We start from the raw sequence: 15,767 nt of genomic DNA, 5'->3' as shown, positions 1-15,767 counted from the left end.
TGGTGCCGGTGGTGCTGGCGCTGATCTACCTGTCCTTCGTCGCCACGCCGCGCTACGAGGCCGAGTCGCGCTTTTTCGTGCAGTCGGCGTCCAACCAGCAGGGCGGCGGGGGCGCGGCGGCCAGCCTGCTGACCACGGGCAACTCCGGCGGCATGCTGGGCGGCTTCGTGGACGGATGGGCCGTCGCGGACTTCCTGAAATCGCGCGACAGCATGCAGCAGCTTGACCGCAAGGTCGGCCTGCGGCGTTACCTGATGAACGACGGACTGGATCCGCTGAACCGCCTGGCCGAGGACGCCAGCGAGGACGATCTGTACCGCGCCTATCAGGCCTCGGTGCACGTCTCGTTCAACGCGCTGGAGCAGATCGATGTGCTGCGCGTCAGCGCGTTCTCGTCGGAAGACGCGGCCACGCTGTCCAAGGCGCTGATCGGCCTGGCCGAGGAATTCGTCAGCTCGATGAACGAGAAGGGGGTGGCCGACAAGCTGAAGGTGAGCGAGGAGTCGGTCAAGCTGGCCGAGGAAAAGGCGTTGGCGGCGCGCGATGCGCTGACGACCTGGCGCACCAAGCACGGCAACATCGATCCCAGCGCAACGGTGTCGATGCTGCTCAATCTGTCCAGCCAGCTGGAAGGCGAGCTGAGCACCGCGCAGATCAACCTGGACAAGATCCGGGCGCTGGATAACAAGGACCATTTCATGCTCAAGCCTGCGCAGATGCAGGTGGCGGCGCTGAAAAAGCGGCTTGCGTCCGTGCGCCAGCGCCTGAGCGGCGACGGCAATACGGAAGCCAAGCAACTGAAGGAATACGAGGCGCTGCGTAATGCCCAGGTGTTTGCGGATTCCAACCTGACGCTGGCGCAGCAGTCGTACCAGCAGGCGATGACGGACGCGCTGCGCCTGCAGCGGTATCTGTCCATCATCGCGCAGCCGGTTCCGACCGACCGCCCCAGCAGCCCGCGCACCGGCATTCTGCTGTTGCAGGCCCTGGCGCTGGGATTTGTGCTCATGTTCATCGCCCGCGTCGCGATGGCTTTGTTGAGGGGGCTGCGTCATGGTTGATACGGTCGTTGGAAGCTGCCCGCCGCAAGTCGGCGCCGAACCCAAGGACGCCACGGCGCGCCTGCGTGATGTCATCGGACAGATCCGCGCCTCGGCTGACCCGGCGCGCGACATGACCGCGCTGGAGCCGGCGCTGCGGCCGGCGAAGGATGGCTGGCGCGAGGTCCGGCGCCTTCTGGTGTCGCCGTACGTGAAGGAGGGCAAGCTGGCCCCCGCCGTCGCGGCGCTGGAGACGCTGACTGCCGTGTATCCCGACCGGGCCGACGACAGGCGCCTGCTCGCCAGTCTGCTCGCCCGCCTGGAGCAATGGGACAAGGCCATTGCGCAGGCGGACGCCGCCGCCGGCATCGAACCCGGCAATGCGTCGCTGCATGCCGCGCGCATCCAGCTGCGCGTGCAGGCGGGGCGCGTGCCCGAGGCGGCGGAAGTCGCCCGCACGACCCTTGCGCTTGCCCAGAGCGCGCCGGAAGATGCGTATTCGTGGCTGATGGCCTTCGTGCGCAACGGCGACGTGGCCGAGGCAGCAGGCATCGCGGCAGCGCTGGACCCGGACAACCTGCCCAATGCGCGCGTGGCCACGATGGCGGTTCGCGCGCTGCTCGCGGACCGCCGCAACGCCGCGGCCATTCGTCTTGGCGACGCCGCCTTGCGCGCGGGCCACGACTGCGCGGCGCTGCGATCGTCGCTGGGGCTGGCGCATCTGCGGCGCGGCACCGAGGAAGATCGCAAGACGCATGCGCCGGCGCACTTTGAAGCAGGCCTGAAGGCCGCGCCCGACGACGTGCGGCTGCTGACGCTGCATGGCGAAACGCTGCTGCGCGCCGGACGCTACAAGGATTCCGTGGCGCCATTGGCGCGCGCCATCGAACTGGCGCCCGATCTTGAACAGACGCGGGGCCTGTATGCCCGGGCGCTGCGCTACACCTTGCAGTACGACGCGGCGGCCGAGCAGATGATGTTCCTGCTGAAAAAGTCGCCGGACAACCTGCTGTGGCAGCGGTCCGCCATTGGCGCGCTGTCGCAGGCCGGGCGCAAGGACGAGGCCGAGGCGCTGTTCGAGCAATACGTGGCCAAGCGCGGCGCGCGGCTGCCGGAGACCTTCCAGGAAGCCTTGGCGCGCATGGAAGCGCAGCTGGACACCGCACCCATTCCGCAGGCGCGATTGGACTGGGCCTGGTCGATGCGCGGCGACACCAGCATCGACCGCGCCACGTGGGAACGCCGCGCGCGCTGGGGACACATGATCGACCATCTGCTGTTCGATTGGCTCGAATGCCGCGAGGAACGCGTCGAAGAGGCGATGGCCATGCTGGGTGAGCTGGACACCGGCGAGCGCTTCTTTGCGCCGCTGCTTGCCGCCGGCCGCGGTGTCGTGGTCGCCACTGCCCACGTCGGGCCGATGTATGCAGGCTTGATGGCCCTGGAACTGGTCGGCATCCCGTCGCGCTGGCTGGCGTCGGCGCCCAGCATCGCCCGCAGCAGCTACGCCGAGGCGCTGATCTCGACGGCCGACCAGACCGAAGCGCAGGTCGCCAAGGCCTGCATGCGCGCGATCCACTCGGGATTCGTGCTGTGCCTGGCGATCGACGGCGCGGCCAATCCCGCCGCGCCGCGCACGACGTTCGAAGGCCAGGACGTCACCTATTCCGGCTTTGCGGCGCATCTGGCGCACCGGATGGGCGTGCCGTCCGTGTTCTACGCGCCGCGCTGGGAGAACGGTCAGGTGGCCTACACGCTGGAAATGCTGCCGGCCGCCAATCCGGGCGAGGAGGCCGACGCCTACGCGCAGCGCTGGCAGAAGGCGTACTTCGAGCGGCTGCGCGAGCACCTTGCCGGCCCGCCGGAAAACCTGCGGCTGAGCGGCGGCATCTGGCGTCACGTGACGGCCGCGGATCCGTCCGCGTGATCCACAGGGAGCGATTTGTGATGCGACTTCAAAAGACGATGATGATCGGGCTGCTGGCGCTGGCCGGCCTGCATGGCGGTGCGGCGGCAGCCGCCGAGCCGTGCAAGGCGCCGGACGAGCAATGCCCGTTCGTTTCGGCGTTGCTGGCGCAGCGCGAAGGATATGGGGCCAAGGCGACGGGCGGCCTGGGCGGCAAGTTCATTGAAGTGACCTCCGACCAGGACGCCGGCCCCGGCACGCTGCGGGCAGCGCTGGCGCAGGCCCGCAAGGGGCCGACGTGGATACGCTTTGCCTCGGACATGACCATTGTCCTGAAGTCGCAGTTGCGGGTTCCGTCCAACACGACCATCGACGGCCGCGGCAAGCGGGTGGCCCTGATCGACGATGGCCTGGGCGTGTATGGCGCGAAGAACGTCATCCTGACGCACCTGACCATCGACGGGCGGCTCACCCGCCTCACGCAGGCCGTGAACGTGGCCAACGACAGCCGCGACGTGTGGGTCGACCATATGGATCTGTCCCGGATGTCGGACCGCCTGTTGAACGTGAAGAACGGCTCGACGGACGTGACGATCTCATGGACCAAGTTCCACAATTCGAACAAGGTGATGCTGCTGAACAACATCACGTCCAAGAACCTGTTCCAGAACTACGAGCGCGATTCGATTGCACGTGTAACGTTGCATCACAACTATTTCTTCAACACCGTGCAGCGCAATCCGCGCGCGCAATTCGGCACCTTCCACCTGTTCAACAACCTGCTCGAGAACTGGGACTTCTACGGCATGAGTTTCAGCCTGGAGGCCAAGGCGCTGGTCGAGGGCAACATCTTCAATAACGATGCGCAGCGCAAATGCGTGGAACCCGAGTTCTTTCCCACCGTGGAAGGCATCAATGTCAATTATTGTCGCTATATCCCGATTGCGCCGGCGCGCAGCGCATTGGAAAATGGCGACTCCGATCGCGGGGCCTATGAAAGGCGCAAGGAGGATCACGGGTACACTCGCGACTTCAAGGCGTTTCTGCGTCTGAAAGACAACCTGTACCTGGGCGATGCGAAGCCTGTGCTGCAGGATTACCGCCCCGAGTCGGCGCCCACGCCGCCGTATTGTTACGGCTACGAGAAGGCGACGCCCGAGCTGGCCGAGAAGATCCGCAAGTTTGCGGGCAATACATCGGGCGATACGCCCCTGCCGGCCTCACGCACGGGTGCGGGTTGCCAGGCTGAAAGTCACCGGCCGGGGTCTTGATTTCAGCGTTTTCCGATTGCGCGCCGTTCTGCAAGAGAGCAGGATGTCGTGCGAGATTTCACCAAGTGAGTGGCCATGGCCGATGTCGTCGTATTCGTTCGTAGCAAGTCGCGCTACGGCGACCAGATAGTGGCGTATCCCGCGCTGTATCAAGTCAAGAAATTGTGGCCGGACAAGCAGGTGCGCGTTGTGTCCCGATTTGCCGTCGAGGACTTCTATACGCAGCTGCCGTGGGTGGACCAGTTCGTCCGCGCGGACGCGTTCGGCGATCAGGTCCGGGCGCTTCCGCGGCGCGCCAGCGCGTCGTTGACCCTGCATCATTCCAGCGAGCGCTTTGCCCTGATCAACCTGCTGCGCCGTCCCCCGATGCGCCTGGGCTTCAGCAACCGCCGCCTTGGCGACTGTGTCTGGACGCATTCGCACGTCAAGGACATCCGCGAATACATCGGGCTGGCAAACCTGCGGCTGCTGTCCACGGTGCAGCACCACGACCCCGAGGTCATCGCGCGCCAGTGCTTCCTTGAAATCGCACGGCCCTGCGCGGACAAGGTGCAACCGGCCGACATCGTCTTCATCCCGGGCGGTGGCGCAGGCAAGTTCAAGCGGTGGCCGGTGGAGCATTACGTTGCACTGGCCGATCTGCTGCAGGCGCGGCTGGGCGGCGGGGCGACGTTCACGTTTGTGCTGGGGCCGGCTGAAGCGGCCGAGCGCGAACGCCTGCAAGCCCTGCAGCGGGCGGACTTCCGGCTTGAGAGCTGCCGGCCCGTGGCCGAGCTGGTCGCGCTGATGCAGCACGCGCGCCTCATTGTCTCCAACGATTGCGGCCCCTCCCATATCGCGCAGGGCCTCTGTGTGCCCTATGTGGGCGTGTTCAACGAATCCAACCCCGAATGGTTCTGGGCCCGCGAGTACACCCGCGACGTCGTGCCCGAAGCAGGATTTTCGAATATCGATTCGATTGAGCCGGGGCGTGTGCTCCAGGCTTGCCTGACGGTGTTGGACAAATCCCCGCAGCGACCCGGACTTGATCGCTGCGCCGCTTAGCCGGTCACTAGCCGGTCACTAGCCGGCGCCTTGCGCGCAAGCGATAAAAAAAGGCCACCCGCGAGGGTGGCCCTAATTTTTGGGCGACCAGGACGTCCCGGTCGCGCCGTCATCACACCCCGATCGGACCGCCGTCGGCACGGCGGATCACCACCGTGGACGAACGCGGGCGGACGACGCCCGTGGTGGCGACGGTGGCGTCATCGGTGTCGTAGGCCGGCCAGTTCACCGGATGCTGGATGTTCAGGAAGACGCTGGTGTAGTCCGGCGTGAAGGCAAAACCGGTCACTTCGGCTTCGTTCGGTCCGATGAAGAAGCGGCGCAGATCGGCCTGGTTGGTCGCATTGATCGCCGGGCCCGTGCCGGTGCTGTTGGCCAGGGCGCCGGGGATCACGGCCAGCATCTGGTCGTTGGTCGCGCGGGCCACGTCGTTGTTGCGGCCGCCGTCGATGCCGTTGTCGGTCTGGATCCACAGGATGCCGCGCGAATCGAACCCCAGGCCGTCCGGGCTGGCAAGCTGGTTCAGCGCGGTCAGGCCGGAACGGTTGGTGTCGGCATCGGCGCCGGCGTTCGAACCGAACACGAAGATGTCCCACTTGAACTTGGTCGAGCCCGGCTCGTCGTGCCAGCGCACGATGTGGCCGTTGACGTTGTTCAGGCGCGGGTTGGCCGGGTTGGTGCCGCGGCTGGCGTTGCGGCTGGTGTTGTTCGTCAGCGTCAGGTAGATGTCGCCGTTGGTCGGGTGCGTGGCCGTCCATTCCGGGCGGTCCATCGGCGTGGCGCCGACGAAGTCCGCTGCGCCGCGCGTGTTGATGATGATGTTTTCCAGGCTGCCGAATTCGTCGGCCAGCGTGCGGCCGCCCGCACCCACGGTCGTGCCGACGAGCGGGATCCATTGGCCCGTGCCGTCGGCGTCAAAGCGCGCGACGTACAGCGTGCCCTTGTCCAGGTACTTCGCGCCCACGGCGAGGCGGTCGGTGCGCTCGGCATCCTTCGGATCCCACACGGCTTCCGACACGAAGCGGTAGATGTACTCGAAACGGGAATCGTCGCCGCTGTAGAAGGCGAGCGGCTTGCCGGCTTCGGGCATGGCGTAGGCGCAGCCTTCGTGCGCGAAGCGGCCCATCGCGGTGCGCTTGGTGGCGATGCTGTTTTCGTTGAACGGATCGATCTCGACCAGGTAGCCGAAGCCGTTGACTTCGTTGCGCCAGTCCTGCGTGAAGTCGGCGCCGGTCTCGGTGACGTTAAAGCGCGCGAACTCGCCCTGGACTTCCAGCGGATCATTGGCGCCCGTTTCCCATTGGTAGCGGCCGGCGGTATCCGGCACGCCGACGCGAAGCTGGTGCGCGGGTCGCGTGCCGGTGTTCACGAAGCAGGCGGCCCAGTTTTCTTCAGCAGTGATGTACGTGCCCCACGGGGTGAAGCCGTTGCCGCAGTTGTTGTTGGTGCCACGCACCATCGTGCCGGTGGGCGAGTACGGCGTCTTGACCCAGTCCGTGCCGCCGACCGGGCCGGCCAGTTTCATCGGCGTGGCCGACGTGAAGCGGCGGTTGTAGCGCGAATTGTGAACGATGTTCCAGCGGCCGTTTTCCAGGCGCACGTGCAGGATCGCCACGCCGTGCGCGTTGATCTCCTTGCGGATTTCCTCGATGGGACGCACGCCTGCGACGTTCGTCGGGCCGTTCGGGTGCAGCGCGCCCTGGTCGATGTATTCGTGGTTGATCGCCAGCAGGCCTTCGGTGGAGCTGCCGTTGATCGGGAAGAAGTGCATGCCGTCGTGGTGCATGCCGGTGGAGTTGAGCAGGTCCGTCGAGCTGTTGTTGCCGTTGCGGTCCCAAGGATTGGCGTTGTCGTTGAACGGCGTGCCCCACGGCGCGAACACGTGGGCGGTGTAGCCGGCCGGCACGACACAGGCGTCGGTCATGGAGGTGGGCAGGGACTCGAAACCGAGCTTGATCGGGGCGGCAGGCTGCTCGCCGCCGGGCACTTCGGGCGCGGGATTCTGGCCGCCGTTGCCGGCGTCGTCGTCATCGTCGTCGCTGCCATTACAGCCGGCCAGGCCCAGGCTGGTCATCGTCGCGAACGCGGCGGCGATGCCGCCGCGCATCACCATGCGGCGGGACATGTTCTTTTCGAGGATCTCGCTGAACGGGGTGCTCTGGCTGGGGTTGCGGACAGTCTTGTCGGAGATGGACTTGCTCATTGGAACTCCTGGCTTTGGGTCTGATGCCCGATGGGGACGAGCAATACTAGAAGTCCGAAATGAAAGGTTAATGACAGTGCCCTGAAATTGCGGCGCGCGGCAAGCGCGTGGCCAAAAACAAATGGCTGACCCCGCATGTGCGGGCGTCAGCCACGGGACCCGATAAGGCAGGCGCGTCTATCTGTTCTCGTCGTCCATCGTCAGCGCGCCGTCTTTCATGATGCCTTGCGCGATCTCTTCGGCCGACTTGCCGGCAAAGCCGTGTTCGCCGGCAGTGATGCGCAGGCTGTCGCCTTCCAGCGGACTCATCAGCGTGGCCGAGGACAGGAGAATGCCGTTCGCGCGGAACTGCACGCGCTGGCCCACGCGCTCGCGCGTGAAGTTCGCCAGCGCCTTGCTGCTGTCCGGCTTGAGCTTGATGTCGACAATGCGGGCGTTGGTGTGCGGATCGGCGCCGGGCGTGGCCTGCTCGACCTGCAGGGTGACGGATTCGGCGAGGGCGGCAAGGGGGGCGGCGGCGGCCAGCGCCGCGGCCAGGGCGGTGGCCAGCATGGGATGTCGCAGGGACGGCATGGAAACGCTCCTTCTGATGGACGACGGCTCCATCCTATACGGATCGCCTCGGGGGGGGATGACCGTCTGATATATTCCTGACGAAATTTTGCCGGCTTGGGCCGCGCCCGAGGACAGTGAGAAATGACCATGATTGCACGCGCGGCCTGCCTGTTGTCCATCGCACTTCTGGCGGGCGCGGCCCACGCCGGTTCCGCGCCCGCTTCGCTGTCGTGCGTATCCGAAAGCGGCAAGGTGGCGCTCAAGGGCGATATTCCTTCGCCCTCGTCCGATGCGTTGGCCCTGACCTTGACGTACGCCGCGGCCACGCTGTCGTTCACGGCCGACGACGCGCCGGCATATGTGGTCGCCAATTTCTCGCAGTCGGTCTTCACGCTGGTCGCGCCGGCCGACGGGCAGGCGCTGACGCTGTACGCGCTGCCGTCCACTGTTGCCGTGAAAAAGACGGCGGACGGCGACATGGCGGGCACGTTCCAGGCCAAGTTGCTGGGCCCGCGTCCCGGCGGCAAGGCGGCCAGCGGTTATCCCGCGCCGCTGCAGGCCACGTTGAATTGCGATTACCGCTATTCGCTATAGGCCCCGCCCGCCGCGTTCACTGCCCAGGCATCGATTTGCGCCGCCGCGCCGCATTTGACGGGCGGGAGGCGGCACGCCCACAATCGGCCGGATGACAACCGGCAGGCGGGCCGGCGATGCCCGCCGCCACGATCCCGGAGGAACCCATGGCAGACACCCAGAAAGAAACCCAGAAAGAAACCCAGGCGCTGTTCGATCAAGGCCTGGCGCTGCGCCGCGAAGTGCTCGGCGCCGATTATGTCGACGGATCGCTGGCGCGCGCCAACGACTTCATGATGGCCTTCCAGAACATCACTACGGAGTGGTGCTGGGGCTATACATGGGGCCGTCCCGGACTGGAGAAGAAAACGCGCAGCATGCTCAACCTGGCCATGCTGACGGCGCTGAACCGTCCAGCCGAGATCAAGCTGCACGTCAAGGGCGCCCTGAACAACGGCGTGACGGTCGAAGAGATCAAGGAGATTCTCTTGCAGGCCACGGTGTATTGCGGCATTCCCGCGGGGCTGGACGCTTTCAAGGTGGCCAACCAGGTGCTGGATGAAGAAGGCGCATTCAAGCAGGCAGAGCAGGCCTGAGGCCCTTGCCGCGCGAAAAACGGCAGGAATCGCGCGGTGCTTTTTGCCTTGCTCGCCCGGAGGGCAGGCTATGATGACTTGTCATCAAGTGTGTTACAAACACACAACATTTGAAATAAAACGCATAGGCTTCACCGCAGGACTGCATCGCGCAGCCCTGCGTCTGACATTACGCGTCCGCGCCTTGGGCGCCGACGCATTTTCCGGCACAGTTTGCGACGTCGCGCCCTGACCGGGCGCCGCCGCGAAAGCAGTATGGCTACACAAACGCAGTTTCCCGATTCCACGCGGGTGATCGCGGCCTTCGACTTTGACGGCACGCTCACCCAGCGCGATACGTTCGTCCCCTTCCTGGCCCACTTGTCGTGGGTCCGTTTTCTGACGGCGCTCTTGCAAACCGCCCCGGCGCTGGCGGCCTTTGCCATGCGCCTGCGCAGCAACGAAGACGCAAAAAGATCACTGTGCCGCGCCGCGCTCCGCGGACGTGCGCGCGCCCAACTGGCCCACGTCGCCCGCGCCTGGGTGCACACCATCCCGCTGCGGCCCGCGCTTATCGACCGTCTTCGCTGGCATCAGCAGCGCGGCGACCGCTGCGTGCTGATCAGCGCGTCTCCCGATATCTACCTGGAAGAAGTGGCGCGATACCTGGGGTTCGACGACCTTATCTGCACGCGCATGGCGGTGGACGCGCAGGGCCGCCTGACCGGCGACTTTGACGGCCACAACTGCTGGGGACCTGAAAAGCTGCGGCGCCTGACCGAACGCTTCGGCGGCACGGACCAATACGAACTGCACGCCTACGGCGACAGCCGCGGCGACCAGTGGCTCATCGATGCGGCGCACCACGCGTGGTACCGCGGGCAGGCGGTCAAGCCATGACCGCCTGGCTTTCCCTCTTGCGTCCGCAGCAGTGGCTGAAGAACGGCTTCGTGCTGATCGGCCTGATCTTCAGCCACGGCTGGTCCGACCCGGCGCTGGTGTTCGCGGTGGGTGTGGGTTTCGTGGCGTTTTGCCTGGCCTCCAGCGCGGTGTATGTCCTGAACGACTATCACGACCGCGCCGCCGATGCGGCCCATCCCAAGAAACGGCTGCGCGCCATCGCCAGCGGCCGGGTGAGCCTGCCCGCCGCCCGCGCGCTGATCGCGGTGCTGTTCTGCGCGGCGCTGGGCCTGCCGCTTGCGTGCGGATTGGGGCCGGTGGCGCTGGCCGTGGCCGGTTACCTGACCCTGAACATTGCCTATACGCTGAGCCTGAAGCACAAGGTGCTGGTCGATGTGTTCTGCATCGCATCCGGCTTCATGATCCGCCTGGCCTGTGGCACTTACGCGGTGGGCATCGTCCCGTCGCGCTGGATGCTGCTGTGCAGTTTCATGCTGACCCTGTTCCTGGGCTTTGCCAAGCGGCGCGCCGAGATTGCCTCGGCGCCCCTGGATGCGCCGGCGTCGGAGGGCAGCACGCGCACCGTGCTGCGGCACTATTCCCCGCAACTGCTGGACATTCTGGTGGCCATTACGGCCAGCACGACGCTGCTGGCGTATGGCCTTTACACGGTGGACTCGGACACCGCCGCGCTGCACGGGACGCAGAATCTGATCATCACGCTGCCCATCGTCACGTTCGGCGTATTTCGCTATCTGTACCTGCTGTACAAGGGCGGATCGGGCGAAGAGCCGGGGCGCGATCTGCTTGCCGACAACCAGATCCGCCTGGCGGTGCTGGCCTGGGTGGCCGTGGTGGTTTTGCTTGTAAGGACGTAGACATGGCATATCTTTGGCTGATCCTCAGCGGGGCCTGTAGCGTGGCGGCCAGCGTGGCCCTCAAGGCGGCGGGAAGCAGCGCCGCACAAGCGGCCGCGCCGTCCCTGCTGAGCCAGGGGCTGCCCTATCTTGCCGCCATCGGCGCGTACGGACTGGGTTTTGGTTTTTATGCGCTGGCGCTACGCCAGCTGGATCTGACGCTGGCCTATCCGTTGATGGTGGCTTTTGCCATCGCTGGCGTCTTTGCCTACGGCCTGTTGTCCGGCACGGAAACTATCACCGCCCTGCGGATGGCGGGCGCGGCGTTCATCGCCATTGGCGTCTTCCTGATTTCGAAATAGGCGGGCACAGGCATGCAACGTTTCTTCAATGGCGCGTGGTACCGCGGGTTCCTGCTCTGCTGCGCCTACGTGGTGGTGGCGGCGGCCGTCATGAACGGCTTCTACACCAAGTGGCGGCTCAACGACGGCCACGCGGCCCTCGGGCTGACGCAGATGGTCGAGGGCACGGCCTACCGCCCCTATGTGTATCGCCAGTTCGTGCCGGCGCTGGCCAATGGCATCCAGTCGCTGCTGCCGGCGTCCACCGTGGCGCGCCTGTCCGAACGCCTTGCCGAACCCCGGCGGGTGGACAGCCGCTCGGGCCTGGCAATGCGCTATCCGGGGTCCGAGGCCCTCATGCCGGCCGTGACCCTGCGCTATCACCTGGTCTACTACCTGACCTTCGCCGCGCTGCTGACCTCGCTTTTCGTCATGCGCCGCGTGGCGCTGCGGGCGGGGGCTGGCGCCGCGGCCGCCACGATCGCGCCCGCGCTGCTTGCGATGGTGGTGCCGTTCTTTCTGACCGAGGGCGGCTTTTTCTATGACTTCGTCGAACTGATGTTCATCATGAGCGCCGTGCTGCTGGCGCTGGGCGCATCGCGCCAGACGCCGGTGCGGCTGTGCGCGTTGGTGGCGCTGGCCGGGCTGGCCACCTGGAACAAGGAAGCCTTCTTCTTTTTCACGCCCGCGCTGTATCCGCTCTTGCGGCGCAACCTGCCGCGGATGCACGCCGCAGGCGTGGTGGGCGTGCTGCTGCTGGTCAGCGGCTGCGTCTATCTGGCGCTGCGCCTGCGCTACGCGGGCAACCCCGGTTCGACGGTCGATTACCAGCTGTGGGACAACCTGCGCTTTTACGTGGACCCCGGCAACTGGCTGCGAACCGAGAACACCTATGGCGTCCTCTTGCCGCGCGGCTTCAGCATCGTGAGCATGCTGGCCTTTGCCGGCATTGCCATCCAAGGCTGGACGCGCCTGCCCCAGCCCCTGCGCTGGCACGCGCAGATGGCGCTGGCGATCAACCTGCCGCTGTTCCTGTTGTTCTGCTCGCCAGGCGAAATGCGCAACCTGAGCATGCTCTATCCGTCCCTGCTGTGCCTGCTGGCGCTGGCGCTGGCCAAATGGCTGGGCCCGTAGGGCGTCTCCCAACCGGCTGCTTCGGAAGTCCGATGATCCGTTTTTTCAATAGCGTGGTTTACCGCCGCTTTCTGCTGGCGATGTTGTATGTGATGGTGGCTGCGGCAGCCTTCAACGGTTTCTATACGAAGTGGCGGCTAAACGACGGGCATGGCCCGCATTCGCTGGCGGCCATGGTGGACGGCACCGCCCACCGTCCCTACGTGTACCGGCAATTTGCGCCGGCCATCGCCAACGGCATTCAGGACTTGCTGCCGGCCGCGACGGTGGCGCGTCTGTCCGAACGGCTGACCGAGCCGCGCCGCGTGAACAGCCGCTCGGGGCTGGCGATGCGCTATCCGGAATCGGAAGCGATGCAGGCCCCCGTGACGCTGCGCTATCACCTCGTCTATTACCTGACCTTCGCGGCGCTGCTCGGCTCGCTGTTCGCCATGCGGTCGGTGTGTCTTGCGGCAGGCGCCAGCGGGGCTGCGGCCACCGCCGCGCCGATGGTCATCGCGCTGCTGTTGCCCTTCTTCCTGACCGAGGGCGGCTTCTTCTACGACTTCTTCGAAGTGCTGTTCATGGCGTGCGCGATCCTGCTGGCCTGGCGCATTCCCGTGGAGCGCCCCATGCGTGCGGCGGGGCGGCTGGGCCTTCTGGCCGTCGTCGCGGCCATGGCGACATGGAACAAGGAGGCGTTCTTCTTCTATGTGGTGACGCTGTATCCGTTTCTGCGGCGCAGCCTGCCGCGCATCAAGGCAGCAGGCGTCGTGGCGGCCCTGGTGTTCGTCTGCGGCTGCGTGTATCTGGCGCTGCGCATGCGCTATGCGGGCAATCCCGGCGGCGCGGTGAGCTTCCAGCCGGGCGCGAATTTCTTCTACTTCCTCGATCCGGGCAACTGGTTCCGTACGGAAAGCACCTACGGCGTCGCGCTGCCCAAGGGCTTGAGCGCGGTAATGGTGCTGATGATCGCGGGCGTTGCCGCGACCGGCTGGCGCCTGCTGCCCACGCCGTTTCGCGTGCACGTGCTGATGGCGCTGGCGGTCAACGTGCCGCTCTTTCTGCTGTTCGCCGCCGAGGGCGAGGCGCGCAACCTGAGCATGCTGTACCCGTCGCTGCTAGCCCTGATGTCGATGGCGCTGACCGCGTGGATCGGCGCGGCGGCTGCATCGCCATCGGCTGCGCTTCGCACTGCCGATTCCTGACGCGCGGCCCGGGCGGCGCAGCGAGGGCGGGGCCCGGTAGCTGCGCGCCTCAGCGCAGGTTGCACCTGCCGCGACCAGCGTTCGCAGCGGGTTGCACCCGTGACGGGGCTACTGCAGGGATAACCCGCGAGTTTTAGCGTGCCGTGGGTTATCCCTACTTGAGCCGGGCAGCAACCGGTCGATATGCTTCGGTTAACCGTAGGGACCGCAGAGTCTTTCGGAGGAGTTTCAAACCGAGCCGGCAGTTGCTGAAAGGAACCGGATTTGCATAATGCACCTCCTTTGGGTTCAGCCGTCGCGGTCTCGCGGGACAAGCCAGTGCGCGTGATCCCGTGGGCCACGTGGCTGCACCGCGTTTTCGTGGTTCTCATGTATGCGTTCATGCTTAGCCCCATCGTGCTGGTGGTCTGGCTGAGCTTCTTCAAGGACGCCATCCTCTATTTCCCGCCATCGGGCTATACGCTCTCCTGGTACGTCAAGGCCTGGGAGAACCCCGCGTTCGCCAACGGCTTCCTTTTCAGCCTACAGGTGTCGCTGGTGGCCGCGTTCATCGGCGTGGTGATGGGCGTGCTGGCGGCGGTCGCGATCGCGCGCTACCGCTTCGCGGGCAGCAAGGGCGTCAACACTTTGCTGCTGTCGCCGCTGCTGATTCCCGGCATCGTCGCGGGCGTGGCCGTCTATCTCTTTTACCTGCGCGCTGAAAACGTGCTGGACCAGGATCTTGTCGGCACGTTCGGCGGTCTGGTCATTGCGCACGTGTGCCTCACCATTCCTTGGACCGTGCGTCTGGTCACGGCGGGCATGGCCGGGTTGGACGGCTCCATCGAGGAGGCCGCTCGCAACCTGGGCGCAAGCGCGCCAAAGGCATTCATGCGCGTGACGCTGCCCATGCTGCGGCCGTCCATCGTCGCAGCCGCGCTGTTCAGTTTTGTCGTGTCGTTCGAGAACCTGGAGCTGTCGCTGTCGCTGGTGGGCCCGGGGCGCACGACGCTGCCGATCGCGATCATGCAGTACCTCGAATTCAACCTGGACCCGACCATCGCGTCGGTGGCCTCGGTGCAAATCCTGCTGTTGGGCATCATCATGCTTGTGACCGACCGCTACGTGAAACTCAGTCAGGTGGTGTAAGAAATGGCGAAGGTCTCAATCGAAAACATCCGCAAGCAGTTCGGCGCGGCGGTCGCGGTGTCGGATTTTTCCCTGGAGATTGCCGAAGGCGAGCTGGTCACCTTTCTGGGGCCCAGCGGTTGCGGCAAGACGACGACGCTGCGCATGATTGCCGGCTTCATCACGCCGACGTCGGGGCGCATCCGCATTGGCGAAACCGACGTCACGCGGCTGCCGGTGCACAAGCGCGATACCGGCATGGTGTTCCAGCGCTATGCGCTGTTTCCGCACATGACGGTGGCCGAGAACGTGGCGTTCGGATTGGAAATGCACAAGGTGCCCAAGGCCGACCGCGATGCGAAGATCCGGCGCGTGCTGGACATGGTGCGCATGACTGAGCTGCGCGACCGCTATCCGCGCCAGTTGTCCGGCGGCCAGCAGCAGCGCGTGGCGATTGCGCGCGCGCTGGCGATCGAACCCAAGGTGTTCCTGCTGGATGAACCGCTGTCCAACCTGGACGCCAAGCTGCGCCTGGAAGTGCGCGAGGAAATCCGCGCGTTGCAGCGGCGCCTGGGCCTGACCACCGTCTTTGTCACGCACGACCAGGAAGAGGCGTTGGCGATTGCGGACCGCATGGCCATCATGCACGACGGCATCGTGCAGCAGGTGGGCGCACCCGACACGCTGTACGAGCGGCCCGCCAACCTCTTCGTGGCGGACTTCCTGGGCAAGATGAATGTCTTCACGGGACGCGGCCAGGCCGGCGATCAGTTCGAGACCAAGGCCGGCCAGCGCATCGCGGCGCCGGGCGGCGGCAACGCCACGCATCTGGGCGTGCGGCCGGAGCGCGTGCGCCTGCAGACGCAGCCGTCCGGCGGCAACGCGCTGCCGGGCGTGATCGAGTCGTCGCTGTACCTGGGGTCGGTGCTTGAGGTGCGGGTGCAGCTCGATGGCGGCGACCGCCTGATCAGCCAGATCGTCAATGCGGGCGCGCGCGGCGCGCCGCCAGCCGCCGGCGAGCGCGTCTATGCGTGCTTCGAGCCCGACGACTGCGTCGCCTTCACGCAATAGGAG

At 65.9% G+C, this 15,767-nt stretch carries 15 protein-coding genes; 13 read left to right on the top strand and 2 right to left on the bottom strand.

Annotated features, from left to right (window positions below; translation table 11 throughout):
* Nucleotides 1-29 precede the first annotated feature (29 nt).
* The 4 genes from QEP15_RS23930 to QEP15_RS23915 all read left to right on the top strand — a co-directional run bounded on the left by QEP15_RS23930 (nucleotide 30) and on the right by QEP15_RS23915 (nucleotide 5,261).
* Entirely contained in the window at nucleotides 30-1,061 is a 1,032-nt protein-coding gene (locus QEP15_RS23930) for a KpsE/RkpR family capsule polysaccharide export protein (protein ID WP_175156606.1), read from the top strand.
* Complete coding sequence (locus QEP15_RS23925) at nucleotides 1,054-2,967, top strand: tetratricopeptide repeat protein (protein ID WP_280148193.1); 1,914 nt, start codon at nucleotides 1,054-1,056, stop codon at nucleotides 2,965-2,967. The genes QEP15_RS23930 and QEP15_RS23925 overlap by 8 nt, the downstream gene beginning before the upstream one ends.
* A gap of 20 nt (nucleotides 2,968-2,987) precedes the next feature.
* A complete protein-coding gene (locus tag QEP15_RS23920; RefSeq protein ID WP_062838991.1) occupies nucleotides 2,988-4,217 on the top strand; it encodes a pectate lyase family protein in 1,230 nt (409 codons plus the stop codon).
* A 75-nt stretch (nucleotides 4,218-4,292) separates the two neighbouring features.
* Nucleotides 4,293-5,261 (top strand): glycosyltransferase family 9 protein, encoded by a 969-nt coding sequence (locus tag QEP15_RS23915; protein WP_056319970.1) that lies wholly within the window; start codon nucleotides 4,293-4,295, stop codon nucleotides 5,259-5,261.
* 112 nt (nucleotides 5,262-5,373) lie between these two features.
* Here QEP15_RS23915 and QEP15_RS23910 read toward each other — a convergent pair whose 3' ends face one another.
* Entirely contained in the window at nucleotides 5,374-7,464 is a 2,091-nt protein-coding gene (locus tag QEP15_RS23910) for a PhoX family protein (RefSeq protein WP_056319969.1), read from the bottom strand.
* 177 nt (nucleotides 7,465-7,641) lie between these two features.
* Nucleotides 7,642-8,037: a SecDF P1 head subdomain-containing protein gene (locus QEP15_RS23905; RefSeq protein ID WP_175156502.1), complete on the bottom strand. Its 396-nt coding sequence runs from the start codon at nucleotides 8,035-8,037 to the stop codon at nucleotides 7,642-7,644.
* A gap of 123 nt (nucleotides 8,038-8,160) precedes the next feature.
* Here QEP15_RS23905 and QEP15_RS23900 point away from each other — a divergent pair, with 123 nt between their 5' ends.
* The 9 genes from QEP15_RS23900 to QEP15_RS23860 all read left to right on the top strand — a co-directional run bounded on the left by QEP15_RS23900 (nucleotide 8,161) and on the right by QEP15_RS23860 (nucleotide 15,764).
* The gene (locus tag QEP15_RS23900) at nucleotides 8,161-8,613 is read left to right on the top strand and encodes a hypothetical protein (protein ID WP_342032961.1); all 453 of its coding nucleotides are present in this window, start codon (nucleotides 8,161-8,163) and stop codon (nucleotides 8,611-8,613) included.
* Between the two features lie 146 nt (nucleotides 8,614-8,759).
* The gene (locus QEP15_RS23895; protein WP_280148192.1) at nucleotides 8,760-9,188 is read left to right on the top strand and encodes a carboxymuconolactone decarboxylase family protein; all 429 of its coding nucleotides are present in this window, start codon (nucleotides 8,760-8,762) and stop codon (nucleotides 9,186-9,188) included.
* A gap of 255 nt (nucleotides 9,189-9,443) precedes the next feature.
* On the top strand, nucleotides 9,444-10,067 hold the full coding sequence (locus QEP15_RS23890) for an HAD-IB family hydrolase (RefSeq protein WP_152382847.1): 624 nt from the start codon (nucleotides 9,444-9,446) through the stop codon (nucleotides 10,065-10,067).
* Nucleotides 10,064-10,945 (top strand): decaprenyl-phosphate phosphoribosyltransferase, encoded by an 882-nt coding sequence (locus QEP15_RS23885; protein WP_152382846.1) that lies wholly within the window; start codon nucleotides 10,064-10,066, stop codon nucleotides 10,943-10,945. Before QEP15_RS23890 ends, QEP15_RS23885 begins: the two co-directional genes overlap by 4 nt.
* Before the next feature lie 2 nt (nucleotides 10,946-10,947).
* Entirely contained in the window at nucleotides 10,948-11,286 is a 339-nt protein-coding gene (locus tag QEP15_RS23880; RefSeq protein ID WP_152382845.1) for a DMT family transporter, read from the top strand.
* Nucleotides 11,287-11,298: 12 nt separating this feature from the next.
* A complete protein-coding gene (locus QEP15_RS23875; protein ID WP_280148191.1) occupies nucleotides 11,299-12,399 on the top strand; it encodes a hypothetical protein in 1,101 nt (366 codons plus the stop codon).
* Nucleotides 12,400-12,431: 32 nt separating this feature from the next.
* Nucleotides 12,432-13,586 (top strand): hypothetical protein, encoded by a 1,155-nt coding sequence (locus QEP15_RS23870; protein WP_152382843.1) that lies wholly within the window; start codon nucleotides 12,432-12,434, stop codon nucleotides 13,584-13,586.
* Between the two features lie 318 nt (nucleotides 13,587-13,904).
* Nucleotides 13,905-14,714 carry an ABC transporter permease gene (locus QEP15_RS23865; RefSeq protein WP_175156605.1) on the top strand — a complete coding sequence of 270 codons (810 nt, stop codon included), beginning with the start codon at nucleotides 13,905-13,907 and terminating at the stop codon, nucleotides 14,712-14,714.
* Between the two features lie 3 nt (nucleotides 14,715-14,717).
* Nucleotides 14,718-15,764 carry an ABC transporter ATP-binding protein gene (locus tag QEP15_RS23860; RefSeq protein WP_280148190.1) on the top strand — a complete coding sequence of 349 codons (1,047 nt, stop codon included), beginning with the start codon at nucleotides 14,718-14,720 and terminating at the stop codon, nucleotides 15,762-15,764.
* Nucleotides 15,765-15,767: the final 3 nt, after the last annotated feature.

Origin of the sequence: Achromobacter mucicolens, from assembly GCF_029866465.1 — a bacterium.
GTDB classification, from domain to species: Bacteria; Pseudomonadota; Gammaproteobacteria; order Burkholderiales; family Burkholderiaceae_B; genus Achromobacter; species Achromobacter mucicolens.
Note: the sequence above shows the minus strand (reverse complement) of the source record. Positions and strands in the feature narration are given on the sequence as shown.